We start from the raw sequence: 16,146 nt of genomic DNA, 5'->3' as shown, positions 1-16,146 counted from the left end.
TGCGCAAATGCACGCCTCAATCACGGTGTCTTCTAAAGATCATCACTTCCTTTGGGCGCGGACACGGTACGCGGCGCTTCAACCGCGCTAGGTCCATCCGCGCGAGCCTTCGCTTCACGCTTTGCACGCCGCCGGTCAAGAACCCAGCAGAAGAACGTCGCCGCGATAAACAAGACCAGCATCGGGCCTGCGATGAAGAACATGCTCAGCGCATCGCCGCCCGGGGCCGCAATCGCAGAAAACACGGTGATGAGGAATACCGTGATGCGCCAGTGTTTCAGGATCGATTTCGCCGGCAAAATACCGGCCACGTTGAGCCCCACCATGCCTACTGGCAGGACCATCGCGATACCGAAGGCGATCGTCAATCGCGTCACGAACGGGAGGAAATCATTAACCAGGATGATGTTGCCCGCGTTGTCAGGAGTCAGCGAAAGGAAGAACCGCAGCGCGTGAGGGATCACATAGATACCCAGCGCGACACCCAGCAAAAACAGTGGGATCGCGGCACTCATAAACGAGATCGTGAGCCGCTTTTCCTTCCGTAGCAGACCCGGGACAATGAACGCCCAGATCTGCCAAATGAACATCGGCGCCGCCAGGACCATGCCGATCCACAGCGAAACCCTGATCATCACATCGAGCGGAGCGATCGCCGAACCGAAGTTAATGATTCCGCCGAGGTCGGAAACAAGCTCGATCAGGAACGCCATCACCGGCTTATAGAGGAAAAAGCCGACGATGGACGTGATCAGTAGCGTAATAACACAAACGATGAGCCGGTTGCGGAACTCTTTAAAGTGCCGCTTTAAGGGCATATGCCCGCCGGTATTCTTCCGCCGAGTACTCGACACCGCTAAGAATTACTTGTTGTCTTCCCGAGCCTGCGGGGTGTCTACGATGCGGCCTTCGAGAGGTTCCTTCGCCTGGTTCTCAGCCGTGCCGGACTCCGCGGCGCCGTCCTTGCTGGCGTTACGTTCCGCTTCTTCGTCCTTCTTCATCTGCCGCATTTCCGACTTGAAGATGCGGGTAGATTCACCCAGGCTGCGCGCGATCTTCGGCAACTTGGGCAACGCGAAGAGCACAAGAATGACGACAATGATGATCGCCCAGGCCATGGGTGACGGCGGATGCATAGTTGCTGCTCCTTATAGTGTTCGGTGAGACAACCCGCCAAACATGGGTTGTCAGCTAGCTTCTCTTATTCTAGTGCAGGGGTACCTTCGTCCCCGTGAGCAACGGCACCGGAGGCTGGGCCGTTGAATTCACACGCCGCGAGGCTCATCCGCGACGGCAGTCCCATCCACAGCCGCCTCATCATTGTCATGGATGTCACCCCAGCGGCGTGGACGCCCGGTGGCCCACAGCATGTCGATGCGCCGCTTCCGGCGGGCTTCAACACGTTCGTCACGCTTGATGGCGCGTCCAGCACGTACCACGGTTGGGTCAGCGAACGTAGCGTCCCAGCCCACTGGGGTTCCGTGACGATCTTCAGCTGGCAAAGAAGGAACCTCATCGGCTTCAGTCTGTAGCGCATCGGCAACCTTGTCGCCCGCCTGTGCAACATCCACCATCGACGCGCGGAACTTACGCCACAGATGCAGGACACCCCACGCGAGCATCGCAATCAGGTCCAACGAAAGCGCGAGCCATAACAAGGTCCACATGAACCAATTCACTTTTGCTCCTGTTTGCTTGTGGGGTTGAGATTCTTTGTGGGTGTAACAGCTAGTTGAGAAACCAGCTCAGTGCCCACTGTACGGCAACGGCGTGAACTCTCCAGCAGGTCTTCAAGCGCCTCACGGACGTCATCACGCAGATGCGGAGGCGAGACGATCCGAACGTCACCGCCGGTTTCGGCAACAGTTTGGGCAATCCATTCGGCGCTCACAACGTTAACTCGAGCAATGACCTCCGTGTCCGTCCGCCGCGTCACGCTCGGCCGGAACGAGGAAACCATCCACTGGGAATCCCGCCCGAACCCAAGCAACGCTTCGGTACCGCGACCGCCGCCTACAAAGCCACCGCCGCTTGCAAAGCCGGTAGAGGTCGCTGGGTGCTCATCGGACAACGTGTGGGTTGCCTGCTTGTCAGTCACTTCCAGATTGACGATCCGCTCAACGTTGAACGTGCGTTCCCCACCACGCAGGTGACACCACGCCCTCACATACAGCTTGTCGTCAAAGCGGACAAGCGTGAGCGGGTCGATGTTCCGTTCGGTCGTCGCTTCGAAACTCGCGTAACGCATATGCGCCGTGCGCTGTTCAGCAATCGCCTGCCCCAGCATCTCAGCAAGCCGCAAGGTTTCACCGCGAAGCTGTCCGGATTCGATCGCCACGATCGCGCTGAAATCGTTGAGTTGCGCACGCGCCTGCGTGAGCTTTTCAACCACGGCGTCCGCCGCATCGTGCACTGACGGTTCGAGGCCAGGGACGGACATCAACAGCTCACAACCCAGCAGTAAAGCCGTAGCTTCCTGAAGTGAAACGTTCAGCGGATACGTGAGCGCCTCATCGGCGGAAAGCTCAACGGTATTGCCATCAAGGCGTAGCCCGAAGCTCGCCTGATCGGTTGAAACGTCTTCTACGATGTGCGCACCCAACTCGAGTGTGGCGAGCCACCGCTCAATCTCAGAACGAGGCACCGCAAAACGCGTAGCAAGCTCGTCAATATCTTGGGCCCCTTCAGACTGAATCACCGAAGCCAAACTGATGACGTCTGCCAAAACCTGATCAGTCGACGGCCTTCCGCCTGCAGATAAACGCAAACGAGGCGACGACTGATCCTCGCCAGCCGAATCATGTGCGGCCAGTGCTGCCTCAATCAGCGCGGTATCCGCGACGTCCTGAGCGACATCACCGGGGCCCACAACAGCGGCACCAACGGCCGCGCACTCGCGAACCACATCGGAATACACGCCATTGACCGCGACAACCTCAACACCACGGTCCTCCACCATGGATCGGCCGCGGGCTTTCAGCTCAGCGCCTGCCCCTTCCGCCAGAGCAACCCACACCTCCTGGAGCAGGTCACGATGCGTGAGCCGGGCGAGCTCGTCCCGCATCGAAAACTTGTCTGGGCGTCCATAGATCTCGTGGACCATCTCCGCTTTGCGAACATTTGCTTGCGCAACACTCCCCTGGATTCGATCCAGACGGAACATGCGCTCGCCGCCGCGCTCGATGTCGCCCCCGAACACGTACCAGCGGCCAGCCTGCTGGCCAACACCCCACGGCAGGATCCGGCGTTCGGTATGCTCGCCGTTGGCCGCGCGGTAATCGAAAGAGACTGGATACTCGCACAATGCCGCGAGGATGAGCGCCTCGGCCGCGTCGGGCGGGCTTGACAGCTCAGCGCGCGCACCAGCGGCAGCACCAGGCGATGATGCGCTCACTCCCCCAAGCCGCACGGATGCCCGACGCGCGTGGGATCCCCATCCGCTACCGCCCACAGCGGCCGCGGCTAGCGCGGTCACAAGACGTTCTTGATCGCTCAGATGCAGTTCAGGCAGCCGATGCGCGGGCAGGTCGATCCGGTACCGCACCTCCCCGAGGGCGTCTGCCTCAAGCTTTTCGACCGTAAGCTCGATTCCGAGGGAACGTAGCCGGCTCTTGTCGCGTTCGAATGCGCGCTCGAAAGCTGCGTCGCTTAAGCCCTGATAATCGGGGATGCGATCGCGGAGCATGGCTGCTGTGAGCCCGATGCGGGTTGATGTGAGCACGCGCATGAGCCCCACGGCTTTCGCCGCAGGGCTCACAGGCTTGATGTTGCTTTTGCTCACGGGCTGTATCTCTACGCTACGCGCTTAGCTCGCGCGCATCGGGTACGTGGATTTAGCGGACGGCCAGCAAGTCGACAACGAAGATGAGGGCTTCGTTAGGGCCGATCGCTGGAGGCGCTCCGTGCTCGCCGTATGCGAGGTTCGCTGGGATCTCGAGGCGACGACGGCCACCGACCTTCATGCCGAGCAGGCCTTCGTCCCATCCCTGGATGACCTGGCCAATGCCCGCCGTGAATTCGAGCGGCTGGCCGCGGTTCCACGATGCGTCGAACTCTTCACCCGAAGAGAACGCGACGCCGACGTAGTGGGTCGTGACGTGGGATCCACGCTTGACCTCGGAGCCGGTGCCCTCGATCTCGTCAATGATCTTCAACTCAGTAGGAACATCGGCTCCCGGGAAATCGATTTCTGGCTTTTCCCGGTCGAGGTCGAAGTTTCGCTGTCCGAATGACATGGTGATTCTCTCCTGTTCTGGCACCCTGTTCTGGCACGTGTGATCAGCGAGGCTATATCGCCCGCTGGTTAGTCGTTGTCGCGAGGGTCGCCCTGGTCTTCGACCTTCTCGATGGTCACGAGGAATACGAGCGTGCCCATTGGCGAGCTGCTCTGCTGGCCCGGGGTTTCTTCGCCGTATGCCTTCTCGCCCGGGATCGTGAGCAACACGGTCGTGCCAGCCTTGAGGCCCTCGAGGCCTTCCGTCCAACCTTCGATGACCTGGTTGAGGCCGAAGGAAGTGGACTCTGGAGCATCGAAGTTGCCGTCGAACTGCTTAGCGTCAGACCATTTCGCGCCGGCGTACCGGACGGTCACCTTGGATTCCTTGGTGGCCTTTGGACCTTTCTTACCTTCCTCAATGACATCGACGATCAGCTTCTTAGGCGCATCCGACTTAGGAATGTTGACCGTGTAGGTGTCGTTTTTGCCCTTGTCGACCGTTGGCTTATCGCCGCGCATCGTGGCTTTCTTCCACTGCACGGAAGGGTCTTTCGCTTCCTCAACGTGGATGACCCACAGCTGCGGGCTATCCAGGTTAGGGGTCGTGATGAAGTAAGCGATATCGGAGCCTACCGTGGCTTCCTTGAGACCCTCGTACAGCCCTTCGACACCAGCCAGAGCATCCTTTTCCAAGGTCAGACCTTGTGCCTGCTCATAGCTACCCGGCTGGAGTTCCTTGCCGGTGGCTGCATCGAACGTCGCCATGCGCAGCTGGAGGCTCTGGCCGTCCTTGACCTTGGGGCCGTCGCCCTTGTTGATGACCTTCGCTAGCGGCTTGTTGCCGTTGAGCGGGGTATCGAACTCAGCAGATACGGAGTCCTTGCCGTCATGAGTGATCTTGACCGAGCTCAAGTCGACGGGCTTGCTTGCGTCGCCCTTGTCAGCACTCTGTGAAGGGGTTTGAAGTTGCGCATCCCCCGATGTGGAATTCTCTGGTTCTTCTTTCGAACCTGAGCATGCGGCCAGGGACAAGGCCAGCACACCGGCCAGGGTTGCAGCAGCTAATTTGCGCACTGAAAACCTTCCTTCTCAGTTTGCACACGGCGGGGCCGCCGTGACGTTACAGAATGCGTGACGTTACGTCTTGTGGGTTAACTCTACAGTCCGCCGGGGACCATAGAGTCTTCGTCAAGGCTTGCGAAAACCTCGTCGACGATCGCGGCGGCACTCGCTCCAGGCTCCGTGAGCTTATGGCTCCCAGGAAGCGTGCCAATGAGCTCGGATGCAGCAGACGATGCGGCCTCAAGTGGGTCTGGCATGAGGACTTTGGTCTCGGTTGCGTCGCTGAGCCGGAACGTCATCCAGTCCGCTTTATAGCTTGCCCCGCTTGCGTGGCTCGCCGCGATCAAGGCGCCGCGTGAAAGCGCTCGCGTCGTGTGAGGAGGACGTACACGTGCAATCTCAACCGCATCGGGCGTTGTGATGCGTTCAAGCAGCCCGGATGTCTCGAGCTTTTCCTGGAGTGACGCGGCATGAGGCTGAGCGAGTTCGTGATAGGCGAGCTCGAGGCGGCGTACCGAGGCATCGTCCCAGTCGACTCCTCGGCGTTGCGCGTAGCGGTCCAGAAGGCGCCGCTTCGCTTCAAAGTCAAGCGTCGTCGCGACGCTGCTGAGGTCTTCGGCATGCCACGCATCGAGCGTCCGGCGCCACAGATCCAGCGCGGTACGCATCAGCGGATCCCGCTCGATTGCACCGCTACGTTGAGCGTGTGCTGCGGCTTGTTCATAGAAATAGTCTTGAACGTCAACCGCGCTCATGCGGCGCCCCGTGTCGAAGGTCAGCATCGTGTGGCCGTCCGCGTCATCAGACACGGCACGCAGCGAATCCACGGGCTGGTCAATCTCGCCGAGTTCCGATCTTCCGCCGGCCTCGAGCCAATCCAGCACAAGCCACGTCGAGGCGACCTTGAGCAACGTTGACGCTTCAGAGACATTGGTGTCCCCCACGATCACGTGCAGGCGGCGATGCTTCGCGGCATCCGCGTGTGGTTCATCGCGCGTGTTGATCATCGGGCGGGAGCGCGTCGAACCAGATGACACGGCTTCCCACATGTGCCGGGCGCGCGGCGACAGCACGTACCGCGGCCGGTCATCGATCAAGCGGATGTGGCCCGCCCCGCAAATCAGCGGGCGAGTCACCAAGAACGGGATGAGCGTGTGCGCAAGACGTGCGGCACCGAGTTTGCGCGGAATCATATAGTTTTCGTGGCAACCGAACGCGTTACCTGCCGAGTCCATATTGTTGCGCAGCAGGTGGATGCTTCCAGGGTGCGGAGAATCCTCCCACGCGCCTTGCGCTATCTGTGCGAGCCGTTCGAGAGTTCGCGCTCCCGCTCGGTCTTGCTCCAGGACTTCGCTCAGCAGCGAGCATTCCGCGGTCGCGATCTCGGGGTGAGACCCCACATCGAGGTAGAGCCGCGAACCGTTCGGGAGGAACACCGACGTGGCCCTCCCCCAATCGATCACCGGCTGGAACAGGTGCTTAGCGACGTCGTCAACGTCAGGTGTGCGGCCGCTGCGGGCACTGTAAGCGAGCCCGTATTCGGTCTCCAGGCCTACGATGCGGTTCGCGGCTACATTGTCTAGGCTCACTGCCCGCCCTTTTGGACGTAGCCGGAGACGAATTCGGAGGCGTTGGTTTCCAGGAGGCCGTCGATTTCGTCAAGGATCGAGTCAACGCCCGCGTCTTGCCCCTGGGTGTTGATCTGCGGGGCGTCGACGGTTTCGTTGCTCTGCTCAGCAGGCGCTGAGCTCTGCTGGTTAATACGTTCCTGAGCCATGTTGTTCTCCTTAGCTCGTGGGCCGGTTCTCGTTAGCTTCCATGCTACAAACCGCCGTGTTAGAGGGCGTGGGGATCGCTCGCGGTCGGCGCGTTCGTGTGTTCCGAAGCCTCGATGCTCTCGCAGAATTCGGCCAGCGATGTGGTGCTAACCTCGTGCTTGGTTGCGGCCCACGGCACAGGCATGTCGACGCGTTCGATGCGGCCGTCAACATCGAAGGTCAGGCTGTCCCACGATGCAGATGTCAGTTGGCTTCCGAATGTGGTCACAGCCTGGCCGCGTGCCCATGCCCGGGTCGTCGCTGGAGGCGTGGTGAGTGCGGCTTGGATGTCGGCACCAGCGAGTACGGTTTCTGCTTTGCCGGCGCGTTCGAGCGCCCACGCAAGCCCTTTGCCTGCCCGCAGGTCAGACCATTGAAGGTCGATCAGTTTCAGCTGGTCTGCATCCCACGTTGCGGGGTCCGCGGCGTCAAGGCCGGCTCTAGCCGCATAGGCACGCAACAACGAGTATTTGCCGCGCCATTCAACCAGCCGGTCGGCCACCGGATCGTCTGCGCGCAACGTATCGACGATCCGGCGCCACAAGACCAGCGCACCGCGTTCAGCGCCAGAGCTGACCGCATCGGACGCCGCCTCTTCTGCCGCCCAGTTCTCTCCTGCATACCTCTCTGCGGCTTCGAGGAACATTTCCTGGATGTCCAGGCCGCTGAGGCTCCGGCCATCAACAGTGGAAACTGTTGCGCGAAGAGATGGATCGTGGGAGAAAGCCTTGACGGCTGCCACAGGATCGGCGAGCCCGATGCGTGGTGCATGCCCCGCCTCGATGAGCCGCAAAACCCAATTCGTTGCGCCCAACCGAACGTGGGTCGAAACACCCCAACAGTTCGCGTCCCCCACGATCACGTGCAAACGGCGGAAACGATGTTGCTGGGCGTGGGGCTCATCGCGCGTATTGACGAGAGGCCGCCGCAATGTCGTCTCCAGCCCAACGCGTTGTTCAAAATAATCAGCACGTTGCGAAATCTGAAAACCTGGCTGTTCCCCGAATTGCCCGAGCCCAACGCGGCCCGAACCGCACACAATGTGCCGCGACGCGAAGAACGGCAACAGCCCCGCAACCAGAGCATCGAACGGCAAAGCCCGCGGCGTCAGGTAGTTCTCGTGGGTCCCATACGAGGCCCCCTTGCCGTCAACGTTGTTCTTATGCAAGATCACCTCGTGTCCGATGCGCTCGCTCGCGTAGCGGGCGGCCGCGCTTGCGAGGCGATCCCCCGCTTGATCCCACACCGCGGCATCATAGGAGTTCGTGGTCTCGGGTGAGGAGTACTCGGGGTGCGCGTGGTCAACATAAAACCGTGCCCCATTGCCGAGAACCGAGTTCATGAGGATACGGCCGCTCGCCGACCGCGCTCCGGCAGCGCCCGTTCCAGCGCCGGCACAGTCACCAGCTGCCGAAGCTCCAGCAGCGACAGAGGTGCCCTCGTGCGTCAGCTGCGATTCGTGCGCGTCTGCGCGTCGCATCGAAAATCCGCGAGCATCATCCAGAGGGCGCTCGTGCAGGTAATCCCACGGTGCCGCAGCGCTCGCCGAGTCAAGCTCTTCAAGCGCCTCGCCCATCGCCGTGACAACCGCAGCGGAGAGCTGTGTTGGCGTGAGTTCTGAGCCGGGCGCGATGATCCCGTATTCGGTCTCGGTGCCCATGACGCGTTCGCCCGGGGTTCGCCCCACGAGTCCGGTCGCGGTCAGCCCTTCTGGAACTGGATGCTGTGCCTCACGCATGGCTACTGCTCGCTGTGTTCGATGCGGCGCACGCTCACGATGCGGGTTCCGGCTGGCGTACTGAGGCCCAGGATGCGGGCCCATTCATCCGGGGATCCTTGCGTTGGCATGTGGCCCGAGTGCGCGAACTCGCCCTGCACGGCCGAGCGCACCACGGACTCATCGAGGCCCGGCTCGCCGCCTTCGATGTCGCGTTTGATCGCGGCACGCTTAGCGCGGTCCACGATTGCCTTGATCACCGCGCCCGAAATGAGCTGGGACCTACCGATGTAGTGGGTTCTGCCGTCGTCATCCAGGCATTCGAACAGCGGCGCGTCAACGTCGAAGACCTCCTGGGCGACTACGTCGCGCAAGTGGGCGGTCGCCGCGGCTGCGTCCGTGTGACAGCTGAGCTCGCTTGCGGTAAGCGGAGTTTCTGTATTGAGATAGCGGCTCAGGATGTCGAGCGTTGCCGCGCGATCCGGGCGTTCGATGCGCACCTTGACGTCGAGGCGTCCAGGACGCAAAACGGCAGGGTCAAGCATGTCGGCGCGGTTGGTCGCGCCGATCACGAGCACGTTCGAAAGCTTCTCTACCCCATCGATTTCCGCGAGAAGCTGCGGCACAATCGTGGTTTCAACATCGGAGGACACACCCGTTCCGCGGGTGCGGAACAAAGCATCCATCTCATCGAAGAACACAACGACGGGGTGGCCTGCTGCCGCTTGTTCGCGGGCCTGGTCGAAGATCAGGCGGATATGACGTTCGGTTTCGCCCACGAACTTATCGAGCAGTTCGGGACCTTTGACGTTGAGGAAGTACGCGGAAGAACCGGTTTGCTCGCTGAGCGCATGGGCGACGGCTTGCGCGATCATCGTCTTACCGGTCCCAGGAGGGCCGTACAGCAGGACGCCGCGTGGGGCTTCGAGGCCGTACGCTTCGAACTTCTCGCGGTGGATGAACGGCAGTTCGATCGCGTCTCGCACCTGCGTGATCTGCTGATCCAAGCCACCGATCATCTGGTACGTCGTCCGCGGTACCTCGGCCAACTGCAAACCAGAGGTCCCCGAATCCACCGTGATCGTCGAGAGCGCCATGTCCGTCTTGGCGTCCACTAGCACGAGCTCACCAGGCCGCACACCGCGTCGCACCAAAGCCTGCGCAACCCGGACGACGACCCGCTCCCCCGTCCGCATCGACACAACAAGACGATCAGCATCCACCGTGTCGACCACCGTCATTACGGCACCGGTCCCCCGCTGGCCAAGAACCGCGACCACGATGAGTGACTCGTTGACCAAGACCTCGGCGCCGGGGACAACAAGATCGCTTTCCAACAAAGGCGAAATCCCGGTGCGCACGGTTCGGCCAGCGTGAAGGATGTCCACACCTGCCCCGGATGCCCCCGGGATCGCACGGGTTCGGTCAGTGATCGCTTCATGGCGAGCCACCACCACGGCATGCGTCAGCGGAAAGTCACCGTCCCGCTCCAGCGAAGCCCGTAGCCCGTCGATCGCCTCACGTGAACGACGCAACGCATCCACGAGCCGGGCGTTCTGCCGGTTCAAGTCTTCGGTTCGACGGGACAGCTCGATGTTGCGGCTTCTAACCTCTGCAAGCTCGCTCGCTACCTCAGCACCTCTCTCTACTTCAGCACCTAGAGCCGGTGAGGACGACGGGGTGGTTGCTTGATCGCTCATACCTCCACCCTACGCGTTAGCAACTACGCCGAGCACGAGCGTGACTCTGCTACCTGATGGTGAAGTCCACTACTCAGACTTCGTGACTTCCGTGCCGCTACCGGCATCTGGAAGTTCAGCACCTGCGGCACGCCCCATCGCCACCGCATCGCGCGCTGAACGGCGCAGCTTCTTAGCCGACAAGCCACGTTCGCCCAAGCCCTCGTGAGTCCAGGCCTCGGGATCGTGATCCGCGGTCCACGCAGACACATCCTCCGCAGGGAAGTTCACTTCCTTGACGCGCCGAGCTCCAGGGATCCCGACGGCGCCATCAGCGAGCCTGCGCACCGTCATTAAGAAACCAGTGTGGGCCACCATGCGGTGATCCGGGCGCACGGCCAGACCCTCAACGTGCCAGCCGCGCACCATCGACTCAAAGGCCTCAGGCTCGGTGAAGCGGCCATCCGCGCGAATCGCCTCAATCACGCGCGAAAGCTGAGTCACCGTCGCAACGTAGTTGACCCACACCCCGCCCGGGGCCAAAACGGTCGCCACGGCGTCGATGCATTCCCACGGCGAAAGCATGTCCAAGACCACGCGGTCCACGCTGCCAGGCTCATGCTCCTCGACCACGCGCTCCTGGAAGTCACCCAACGACAACCGGAACGACGGCGGAACCTCACCGAACATCGCGGCAATGTTACCGCGGGCGATGTCCGCGAACTCTTCGCGACGCTCAAACGAATGCACCATGCCCGTGTCACCTACCGCGCGCAGCAACGAAATCGTGAGCGCGCCAGAACCAACACCGGCCTCAACGACGCGTGCACCCGGATAGATATCTCCCATCGTCACAATCTGCCCCGCGTCCTTCGGGTACACGACCGTCGCGCCACGCGGCATCGACAACACGAAATCCTTCAGCAACGGACGAAGCGCCTGATAGCGAACACCTTCCGTGTTCTCGACGACGCTACCCTCAGGCTGGCCAATCAACTGATCGTGGAACAACACACCAACATGCGTGTGGAATTCCCCGCCCTCCTTGAGGGTCAGGGTGTGCACACGCCGGCGCTCATCCGTGACCTGCACCCGGTCGCCAACCTTGAACGGTCCACGACGATGCTCAGCACCAACAGCCACAATCCAGTCCTTTCGTTCAGCGCCCTTCGAGCGCCTTAACAACGCTTTCGCGACGAACAGCACCAATACACCGCTGCCGCGAATCCACAACCAGCACCGTCCCCGTCTCCGAATCCAGCGCGGCCCGAGCCAAAATATCACCGTCAGCCTCAGCGGACACAACGTGGGCATCCATCGCATCCACCGCAACATGCATCACCGGCGTACCTGCGTACACAGCCGGCACCATCCTGCGCAACGGATCCGGACGCACCCGCAACAAACGCGTGCCATCCGCGCTCAACACCACAACCACGGTGTCCTCAAAAACGCCGGCTTCAACCGCATCGGCAACAGAAGCATGCGGAGCAAGCCGCACCACCGGGCTCACCAAGTGTCCGGCCTGCATGCCCTCGATCCGCAAGCGCAACCGGCCGATCCGCACAGACTTAATAGCGCCATCGAGCAACGGGACAATCATGACCAGAAGCATCAAAAGCGTCACAAACGTGACACGTTGCTCCGCCCGCAACAAGAACACGACGACGCCCACGCCACCCGCGAGAGCCAGAATGCCACCCAGCCAGCCGGCGACGATCGTCCCGATCGGCTGACGGCCAGCGAGACCCCACACAATCGATTCAACAACCCGGCCGCCATCCAGCGGCAGACCAGGCAACAGATTGAACACACCGATCGCGAGATTCGCGACCACCGTCATCAGAATAAAGAAGCGCAGCGGCCCTTCCGGAAGATCAACGCCAAACCACACCGGCGAATAGATGACGGCCGCGAGCGCGAGGTTAGTCAGAGGCCCCACGATCGATACAAGGAAAGACTGTGAAGCCTTCGGATTCGTTGTGGTGAAGCTCGTGTGTCCGCCCCACAGCGTGACCTCGATGCCGGTGGTCTTCCAGCCCAAAGCCTTAGCGACCAGAGCGTGAGCCACCTCGTGGATCAGCACCGAGAACATCAACGCTAGGGTCTGCAGAAGTCCCATCAGAATCGCAACAGGCGTAGACGTTCCCGGTAGCCAGTCCTGAACCACCACCGCAACCGCGATAGCGAGCACGACTGCGACGAAAAACCATGACGTCGACAACGAAACGGGTACGCCACCGATACTCCCGAGCGGGAGCGGGCGGTTGTACCACGGATGCGTGGCACGTTCGGTAGGCATGACTCATATCTTAGGGGCTCAAACGGCGGCTCTGTGCAAGGTTGCCCTTTTCACTCGCCGTCAGGGTGACTAGGGTAACGATTACAGAGGCCGTTAAACCCCTGCGTTGCTTCCATTGCATGGCGTCCACTGCATTACGTCCACACGCACCGCGAAACTACTACCCGGTTGAGGAGGCCGAAAACGTGAACAGCGAACACGAGCACACAGAAGCGTTCAATTCGGTCAAGGAATGGGTGCGTGCCCAGCCGGTTTCAGGTTCCAGCGCAGACGAGCGGCGCCCCGCGGTGTTGATCGCGGCTTTCGGTGGTTTCGAAAACGCGGGTCAAGCCGCGACCGGTGCGGCTGAATGGATTTTGGAACACGTCGACCAGACAGTCGCCGCCAAGCTCAATCCCGAGGACTACTACGATTTCCGCGTCAACCGCCCGTCTCGCGTGGCCGGAGCCAACGGGAGCCTGAAACTCTCGTGGCCAACGACGCGCCTACACCGTTTCCGCACCCCTACGGGCCTGGACGTCGTGATCGCGTTGGGTCCCGAACCCAACTTGCAGTGGATCTCCTTTGTTGGGGAGGTCTTGATGCATGCTGAGGCCTTGAATGTCGTAATGGTGGCCGCTCTTCACGCGACCGCCGAGCAGATCCCGCACAGTTCGGACGTGACCGCTCGCCTGACGTCGGATTCGCGTGTTTTGCGTTCGTTGACGAACGCGAAACAGTCCGACGACGTGGGTCCCGCAGGTATTGTGTCGGTGCTTTCCGATACTGCGTGGGCCGCGGGCCTGCCTGTTTTGGATGTGTGGGTCGATGTGCCGCACTATGTTGCTGCGACGCAGTCGCCTAAGGCGCAGCTCGCTTTGATTGCGGCGCTCGATGAGCACTTGGGCCTGGATCTGACGACAGATAGTTTGCGTGAGCACGCCAAGGAATGGGAGGAAGCGCTTGACGATGCGGTCGAGGACGACCCGCGCATGTCTGCCTTGGTTGCGCAACTGCAAGAGCGGCAGGCCGAAAACGATCAGGCACCGGCGCACGAGCGGATTGACGGCGAAAAGATCGCCGAGGAACTCCGTCGATACCTTTCAGGCCGCGAGAACCCTAGCTCCTAGGCCCTAGCGCCGGGCGCCTAGGCCTAGCCCCTCGCCTCTAGCTCCTAGCTCTGAGCTGGCTTGAGTTCGATACCCAGAAGCGCGTTGACGGCATCCGCAACCAAGCCGGCGGCCTCCGCATCAGCAGCATCCGCACCCTTAGCCGACGCATCGGCAGCCCCGGCCCATTCATCGAGCGCGACCAAAGCAGCCGGCGCGTCGAGGTCGTTCGCCAGGGCCGTACGAATGTGAGCGACCACGTCTTCGGCTTGATGCCGGCTCGTGTGGCCCAGGGCCTTCTCCCACGCCGCGAGGCGCTGGTCTGCGCGGTCCAGGTCGCTGTGTTCGAACGACCAATCGTCACGGTAGTGGTGATCCAGGATGACCGCACGGATCGCACGCGGATCACGGCCCGCCGCCGTCAGCTTCGAAACCAGCACAAGGTTGCCGAGCGACTTGGACATCTTGACGCCTTCAAGCCCGACCATGCCCGTGTGCGCATAGTGGTTCGCGAGGCGATGCCCCGAAACAGCCGCGGTGTGCCCCGCGGAGAACTCGTGGTGCGGGAAGATCAGGTCGTTACCGCCGGCCTGGACCGTGAGCGGGCCGTCGTTGAGGCGAGCTGCTATCACTGAACATTCGATGTGCCAGCCGGGGCGGCCGTCGCCCAGGGTTCCGCCGTCCCAGGACGGCTCACCTTCGCGTGCCACGCGCCACAGCAATGGATCCAGTGGATCACGCTTGCCGGGGCGTTTCGGGTCGCCGCCGCGTTCAGCGAAAAACTCGTTCATGGTTTCGGCGTCGTAGTGGGATACGTCGCCAAGCCGCCACGCATCCGATGCGGCTGCAGCAGAGTCGAAGTAGACATCGCCGTCCGGTTCCCCGTCGGTGCCGTCCACGCGATAGGCCACGCCGTCGGCGAGCATCTTTTCCACGCCTTCGACAACCCACGGGATCGCGGCTACCGCACCCATGTAATGGTGTGGCGGGATGACGCGCAGCGCCTCCATGTCGCCGCGGAACAGGTTCGTCTGGTCCTCGGCCAGCCATTCCCAGTCCACGCCGGTGGCTTCCGCACGTTCAAGGAGCGGGTCATCGATATCGGTCACGTTCTGGATGTAGTTGACCTCAAGCCCGGCGTCGAGCCATTGGCGGATCAGCAGGTCAAAGGTCACGTACGTTGACGCGTGGCCCAGGTGGGTCGCATCGTAAGGGGTGATGCCGCATACGTAGATCGATGCGCGGTCGGCCGTCTTGACCTCCTCGATAGCCCCCGACGACGTATCGAACAACCGCATGACGGGTGGTTGACCGGGAACCTGCGGGACGTGAGGACGTGGCCAAGACTGCACAGAGATCTCCTTACGGTACGGATCTGAACGTCAACAAACGTTCATGAAGTGAGGCTATCGTGTGTCGCTGACGATCAGACCATCGGGTCGATGAGGTTAAGCCCCAGCAACACGAACAGGATGAAGCCCAGCGCGATGCGGTACCAGACAAACAAGCGGAACGAGTGGGTTGAGATGTAACGCAACAGCCAGCCGATCACGACGAAGCCAACGACGAACGCCACGCCGGTCGCGAGAGCGGTTGGCCCTGCGGAGTACGGACCGTCAAAACCGTTCTTGAGCGCCTTCGCGAGCTTATAGCCGCCAGAGATCATGACCGCTGGGATCGCCAAAAGGAACGAATATCGCGTTGCGGCTTCACGTGAGTACCCGAGCGCCAAACCACCTGTGATGGTTCCACCCGAACGGGACACACCCGGGATCAGCGCGAGCGCTTGGAAGAAGCCGTAGAGAATACCGTGCTTGACGGTGAGGTCTTTCAGCTCACGGCGCTGCTTGCCCAACGCATCCGCGGCCGCCAAGAGCAAGCCAAAGAACACGAGCATGAACGCGACGATCCAGAGGCTACGGAAGGTCGTGTCGATGTAGCTCTCGAGCAGCAAACCGAGCACACCAATCGGGATCGAGCCGATGATGATCAGCCAGCCCATGCGCGCATCGGGATCGTTCCGAGGGATCTTCCCCACGAGCGAGAGACACCACTGCTTGATGATCCGCACGATGTCGCGCCAGAAAAACAGCAAGACCGCGGTCTCTGTACCCAGCTGGGTGATCGCGGTGAATGCCGCTCCCGGATCAGACCCGCCAGGCAGGAAGGAACCCGTGATGCGCAAGTGCGCCGACGACGAGATCGGAAGAAACTCAGTCAGCCCCTGAACGAGGCCGAGAATCGCTGCGTATAACCATTCCACCT

15 protein-coding genes are annotated in these 16,146 nt (G+C 61.5%); 1 reads left to right on the top strand and 14 read right to left on the bottom strand.

Annotated elements, in window-relative coordinates; translation table 11 throughout:
* Positions 1-32: 32 nt before the first annotated feature.
* The 12 genes from tatC to JOD50_RS10470 all read right to left on the bottom strand — a co-directional run bounded on the left by tatC (position 33) and on the right by JOD50_RS10470 (position 12,793).
* Positions 33-818 (bottom strand): twin-arginine translocase subunit TatC, encoded by a 786-nt coding sequence (gene tatC / locus JOD50_RS08600; RefSeq protein ID WP_204881193.1) that lies wholly within the window; start codon positions 816-818, stop codon positions 33-35.
* A 45-nt stretch (positions 819-863) separates the two neighbouring features.
* Positions 864-1,136 (bottom strand): Sec-independent protein translocase subunit TatA, encoded by a 273-nt coding sequence (tatA, locus tag JOD50_RS08595; RefSeq protein WP_204881192.1) that lies wholly within the window; start codon positions 1,134-1,136, stop codon positions 864-866.
* A 129-nt stretch (positions 1,137-1,265) separates the two neighbouring features.
* Positions 1,266-1,667, bottom strand: a complete 402-nt coding sequence (locus JOD50_RS08590) for a hypothetical protein (protein WP_204881191.1) — start codon at positions 1,665-1,667, stop codon at positions 1,266-1,268.
* A gap of 8 nt (positions 1,668-1,675) precedes the next feature.
* Positions 1,676-3,781, bottom strand: coding sequence for a WYL domain-containing protein (locus JOD50_RS08585; protein WP_204881190.1), 2,106 nt, complete (start codon positions 3,779-3,781; stop codon positions 1,676-1,678).
* 52 nt (positions 3,782-3,833) lie between these two features.
* Positions 3,834-4,235 (bottom strand): FKBP-type peptidyl-prolyl cis-trans isomerase, encoded by a 402-nt coding sequence (locus tag JOD50_RS08580; RefSeq protein WP_101630130.1) that lies wholly within the window; start codon positions 4,233-4,235, stop codon positions 3,834-3,836.
* A 68-nt stretch (positions 4,236-4,303) separates the two neighbouring features.
* Positions 4,304-5,290 carry an FKBP-type peptidyl-prolyl cis-trans isomerase gene (locus tag JOD50_RS10640; protein WP_204881189.1) on the bottom strand — a complete coding sequence of 329 codons (987 nt, stop codon included), beginning with the start codon at positions 5,288-5,290 and terminating at the stop codon, positions 4,304-4,306.
* A gap of 83 nt (positions 5,291-5,373) precedes the next feature.
* Entirely contained in the window at positions 5,374-6,867 is a 1,494-nt protein-coding gene (locus tag JOD50_RS08570; protein WP_204881188.1) for a proteasome accessory factor PafA2 family protein, read from the bottom strand.
* Positions 6,864-7,055 carry a ubiquitin-like protein Pup gene (locus JOD50_RS08565; RefSeq protein WP_101630127.1) on the bottom strand — a complete coding sequence of 64 codons (192 nt, stop codon included), beginning with the start codon at positions 7,053-7,055 and terminating at the stop codon, positions 6,864-6,866. The genes JOD50_RS08570 and JOD50_RS08565 overlap by 4 nt, the downstream gene beginning before the upstream one ends.
* A gap of 59 nt (positions 7,056-7,114) precedes the next feature.
* Positions 7,115-8,833 (bottom strand): depupylase/deamidase Dop, encoded by a 1,719-nt coding sequence (gene dop / locus JOD50_RS08560; RefSeq protein ID WP_204881187.1) that lies wholly within the window; start codon positions 8,831-8,833, stop codon positions 7,115-7,117.
* Positions 8,834-8,835: 2 nt separating this feature from the next.
* Positions 8,836-10,512 (bottom strand): proteasome ATPase, encoded by a 1,677-nt coding sequence (arc, locus tag JOD50_RS08555; RefSeq protein WP_204881186.1) that lies wholly within the window; start codon positions 10,510-10,512, stop codon positions 8,836-8,838.
* A gap of 69 nt (positions 10,513-10,581) precedes the next feature.
* Complete coding sequence (locus JOD50_RS08550; protein ID WP_239541831.1) at positions 10,582-11,676, bottom strand: tRNA (adenine-N1)-methyltransferase; 1,095 nt, start codon at positions 11,674-11,676, stop codon at positions 10,582-10,584.
* Positions 11,651-12,793, bottom strand: coding sequence for a site-2 protease family protein (locus JOD50_RS10470; RefSeq protein WP_239541562.1), 1,143 nt, complete (start codon positions 12,791-12,793; stop codon positions 11,651-11,653). The genes JOD50_RS08550 and JOD50_RS10470 overlap by 26 nt, the downstream gene beginning before the upstream one ends.
* 185 nt (positions 12,794-12,978) lie before the next feature.
* On the opposite strand from JOD50_RS10470, the gene JOD50_RS08545 reads away from it, so the two are divergent.
* A complete protein-coding gene (locus JOD50_RS08545; protein ID WP_204881184.1) occupies positions 12,979-13,902 on the top strand; it encodes a PAC2 family protein in 924 nt (307 codons plus the stop codon).
* Between the two features lie 44 nt (positions 13,903-13,946).
* On the opposite strand, the gene mshC is transcribed toward JOD50_RS08545, so the two are convergent.
* The gene (gene mshC / locus JOD50_RS08540; protein ID WP_204881183.1) at positions 13,947-15,233 is read right to left on the bottom strand and encodes a cysteine--1-D-myo-inosityl 2-amino-2-deoxy-alpha-D-glucopyranoside ligase; all 1,287 of its coding nucleotides are present in this window, start codon (positions 15,231-15,233) and stop codon (positions 13,947-13,949) included.
* A gap of 74 nt (positions 15,234-15,307) precedes the next feature.
* The gene (locus JOD50_RS08535; RefSeq protein ID WP_204881182.1) at positions 15,308-16,144 is read right to left on the bottom strand and encodes an undecaprenyl-diphosphate phosphatase; all 837 of its coding nucleotides are present in this window, start codon (positions 16,142-16,144) and stop codon (positions 15,308-15,310) included.
* Positions 16,145-16,146 lie beyond the last annotated feature (2 nt).

The sequence above is a fragment of the Pseudoglutamicibacter cumminsii genome, assembly GCF_016907775.1.
Classification (GTDB): Bacteria; Actinomycetota; Actinomycetes; order Actinomycetales; family Micrococcaceae; genus Pseudoglutamicibacter; species Pseudoglutamicibacter cumminsii.
The sequence above is the reverse complement of the archived record's forward strand: the minus strand, read 5'-3'. Positions and strand labels throughout refer to the sequence as shown.